Below are 3,037 nucleotides of genomic sequence, written 5' to 3'. Positions count from 1 at the left end.
AAAGTTGTATTCTAACCTAAGGAGTGTCTACTGTTTTAGGGGAAGTCCATACCAAGCTATATGCCTGTATTAAAAATACGAAAACGGAAAAGCTTCTGCTGGATGCAATCGAACTTGAAGAAGACGAATTGATAAAAATATTCACCGAGTTCGAAAACTATTTCACAGGGCTTCGTTATCAGTATGAGGATTCAGCAAAGTTTTCTGCCAATTCAGGTATTTTGGAGCTAGCTCAATCTTTAAAGGCAGCTTGCTACAAAATTTTGGAAACCAACTCAAAATAATTGGAGCTGATTAACTTTAAAGCAGCTTACTTTGACTCACCAAAGCTGTTGCTTCGACACTGCCAGCCACATAATTACCAGCACTGTAGCAGGTAGTGTCACAAGCGCCAGATTGGTAAACGCTTTATGGTAAAACTGCACCAAGGCCTGCTGGCGTGCTGTTAAGGCATTACCGTCGCTGCGCTTAGCGATTAGCCGTTTTACCTTCCAGTTACCCAGCCAGATATCGACAATCTCCAGCGGCACTATGATTAACAGCACCAGCCAGAGCTTTTGTTGCAGCCATGGCATGGCGATAAAGCCAAAAGTAAAAGCCATCGTGGCGCCACTTAGCAGCAGAGTAACTAAGGCGATATGTTCCAGCGTTAAGGTCCAGAAAAACACCCGGTACACTTTGGCGGTGGCGGGCGCTAGCTCGCCCTCTTGCTGCTGCATATAACGCAGTACCAGCCAGGAGCCAAGCGCCGGGCCTAACCACATTACCAGTGAGCCGATATGAATTACCTTAAGCGCGGCGTACATGTGTGGTTCCCCATAACTTCCAGGCGATCAGCACAAACCAGCCGGTGCTAAGCACCATACTGGCGGCGGTAAAATACTCCGCCAGTTTCAGCATCTGTAGCGCAATAGCGACCGATAACCCCAAACCGAGCAGCCAGGCGACAAGGCCCGGATATAACCACAGTTTTAACGCCGGTTGCTGCTTTAACAGCGCCAGGGTCAGCAGCATGCCGCCGATATTGTATAAGCCGTTACCCAAGAAGCCGGTCAGGTGCATGGCCAGTACGTCAATAAACTGCAGCAAGGCCAGCTGCTCAACAGCGATATGCGGCATGACAAAGGCATACAGGGTTTCGGCCATCAGATCGGGCGCCATACCCAGCGCCACCAGCAACACGCCATATTGCCGGGCCGCGCCGGCTTGCAGCTCGGTGGACAGCATTACCGCAAACGCCAGTAAGCTCAGTGCGGCCAGCATCCAGCTGAGCCAGCCCAGTTGCCAAAGCATAAGATTGCTATTGATATAAGCCAGCCGGGTGGCAAGGTCGTCACCTACCGGTAAGCCGGGTCGCATAGGGCCGTTCATCATCAGGCAGGCAATAAATATCAGCAGTGCTATTAACAGCGTGGCGTAAAAGTAATGTGGTTTGGCCATAACGGGCTATCCATAGCAAACAGGCTGCTATCTTAGCGGCTGAACAACACAAGTGGAATGCTTTGTCTCGTTTATCCATTTTGATGACCAGCATTTAAACCTTTACTGTTCTATATACGACTAAACCGGATGTGTTGTTAATGACAAGGGAATGGTTATGCGTTTACTTACTGTAATTTTATATCTCCTGATGCTTTGCACTGCGGCTTCGGTAGCGGCGGCGCAGCCGGGCAAGAAGGTGCTGATAGTGGCGTCGAACATGGTGGATATGGGCGATGCGGAAAAGCATGAAGCACGTAATGACTTGTTTGAGTTTGCCCCGCCGTACCATGTGTTTGTCAGCCATGGCTATGAAGTGGATTTTGTCTCGCCACAGGGTGGCGAGGTACCGTTTATGCGCGACCCTTTGGGGATTGCCAGTTATACCATCAAGTATGAAAACTTTTTGGATAAAGCTAACAACACGCTGACACCCTCGCAGGTAAAGCCTGAGCAGTATTGGGCCGTTTTTAGCGGTGGTGGCTATGGCGTGATGTTTGATGTAGCGCAGAATGTTGAGATCCAATCCATTATCGCCAAAGTGTACGAGGCCGGTGGTATTGTTGGTGTTGGTGGCCACGGTGCGGCCAGTATTGCCAATGTGAAGCTGGCTGGCGGTGATTATTTGGTTAAAGGCAAAAAGGTGGCAGGCTTTCCTGATTCAACCGAGCTGGATAAACCCTGGGCCAAACATGGCACCTTGCTGCCGTTTTTAATTGAAAGCCGCCTGCGGGACAATGGCGCTTTGGCACAAAACAAGGATACGCTGGCAGATAAACACGAGGTGGTGATTGACCAGCGTATAGTATCAACGATGTTTTTGCCGTCGGCTGCACTGGTAGCGAAAGAAATGATACTGCTACACCAGCAGGGCAAGTAGCGTTTACGTCGCATCATCGGGAGAATGAGTAGCAGGATTTCGCTTAGCGGTTGCGATAGGAGCTTAGAGGCAGGGCAAACATATATAAAAAACGCGAAAATCTATATATGTCGGGTCTGAAATGTATAGTTAATTCCGTTTTCTATACATTTGGCTAAATGCCTATTCACTATCAGATAGCCGCATCCGGCTACGGATCACCGCTAATACTTCAATTTGATCAGGCTTGATGTAATAGATGATTCGATAGTCGCGGTACAGCACTTCGCGGATTTGTGTTTGGTTGTACTCGGGGACAACCCGACCGGATAATGGGTGGTCGGCAATCTGTACTGAACGGCGGGTAATTTCATCGATGGTCTTAAGTGCATACACTGCTGAATCAGCTGCAATGTAATGGAAAATGGCATCAAGATGTTCTGCGGCATTGTCAGACCATAGCACCTTCATGCAGTGAGCTTACTGAGTTAAACCATACTTTTTGCGGATTTCCTGCACTGATTGCAGTTTGCCTTGCTCGCTATCGCTAAGGCCTTGTTCGATGGCTTGGCGCACATAAATCTGTTCCATCAAATCCTCCCAGGTGGCATTGGCTGGCAACTGATCGATCAGCTTATGGGCTTCATCTTTTCTTAACGGGCTTGGCATAGTTAATTCTCCGACAGAGGCTTAATTGTT

Annotated in this window: 6 protein-coding genes; 2 read left to right on the top strand and 4 right to left on the bottom strand. The window is 48.7% G+C overall.

Annotated features, from left to right (window positions below; translation table 11 throughout):
* Positions 1 to 23: 23 nt before the first annotated feature.
* The gene (locus VIN66_RS15235) at positions 24 to 284 is read left to right on the top strand and encodes a hypothetical protein (protein WP_331924774.1); all 261 of its coding nucleotides are present in this window, start codon (positions 24 to 26) and stop codon (positions 282 to 284) included.
* A 36-nt stretch (positions 285 to 320) separates the two neighbouring features.
* Here VIN66_RS15235 and VIN66_RS15230 read toward each other — a convergent pair whose 3' ends face one another.
* Together VIN66_RS15230 and VIN66_RS15225 are read right to left on the bottom strand one after the other, a co-directional pair.
* The gene (locus tag VIN66_RS15230; protein ID WP_331924773.1) at positions 321 to 806 is read right to left on the bottom strand and encodes a DUF2269 family protein; all 486 of its coding nucleotides are present in this window, start codon (positions 804 to 806) and stop codon (positions 321 to 323) included.
* Positions 790 to 1,440 (bottom strand): hypothetical protein, encoded by a 651-nt coding sequence (locus tag VIN66_RS15225; protein ID WP_331924772.1) that lies wholly within the window; start codon positions 1,438 to 1,440, stop codon positions 790 to 792. Before VIN66_RS15225 ends, VIN66_RS15230 begins: the two co-directional genes overlap by 17 nt.
* A gap of 157 nt (positions 1,441 to 1,597) precedes the next feature.
* Here VIN66_RS15225 and VIN66_RS15220 point away from each other — a divergent pair, with 157 nt between their 5' ends.
* Positions 1,598 to 2,359, top strand: coding sequence for a type 1 glutamine amidotransferase domain-containing protein (locus tag VIN66_RS15220; protein ID WP_331924771.1), 762 nt, complete (start codon positions 1,598 to 1,600; stop codon positions 2,357 to 2,359).
* 162 nt (positions 2,360 to 2,521) lie between these two features.
* Here the strand turns inward: VIN66_RS15220 and VIN66_RS15215 are convergent, their stop codons facing one another.
* Together VIN66_RS15215 and VIN66_RS15210 are read right to left on the bottom strand one after the other, a co-directional pair.
* Entirely contained in the window at positions 2,522 to 2,809 is a 288-nt protein-coding gene (locus VIN66_RS15215; RefSeq protein WP_331924770.1) for a type II toxin-antitoxin system RelE/ParE family toxin, read from the bottom strand.
* 9 nt (positions 2,810 to 2,818) lie between these two features.
* The gene (locus VIN66_RS15210) at positions 2,819 to 3,007 is read right to left on the bottom strand and encodes a hypothetical protein (protein ID WP_331924769.1); all 189 of its coding nucleotides are present in this window, start codon (positions 3,005 to 3,007) and stop codon (positions 2,819 to 2,821) included.
* Positions 3,008 to 3,037: the final 30 nt, after the last annotated feature.

The organism is Rheinheimera sp., assembly GCF_036568245.1.
Taxonomy (GTDB): domain Bacteria; phylum Pseudomonadota; class Gammaproteobacteria; order Enterobacterales; family Alteromonadaceae; genus Alishewanella.
The sequence above is the reverse complement of the archived record's forward strand: the minus strand, read 5'-3'. Positions and strand labels throughout refer to the sequence as shown.

Excerpts from the sequence above, each read along its gene's own strand:
- VIN66_RS15230 (WP_331924773.1), bottom strand. The coding sequence starts at position 806 with ATGTACGCCGCGCTTAAGGTAATTCATATCGGCTCACTGGTAATGTGG.
- VIN66_RS15225 (WP_331924772.1), bottom strand. The coding sequence starts at position 1,440 with ATGGCCAAACCACATTACTTTTACGCCACGCTGTTAATAGCACTGCTG.
- VIN66_RS15220 (WP_331924771.1), top strand. The coding sequence starts at position 1,598 with ATGCGTTTACTTACTGTAATTTTATATCTCCTGATGCTTTGCACTGCG.
- VIN66_RS15215 (WP_331924770.1), bottom strand. The coding sequence starts at position 2,809 with ATGAAGGTGCTATGGTCTGACAATGCCGCAGAACATCTTGATGCCATT.
- VIN66_RS15210 (WP_331924769.1), bottom strand. The coding sequence starts at position 3,007 with ATGCCAAGCCCGTTAAGAAAAGATGAAGCCCATAAGCTGATCGATCAG.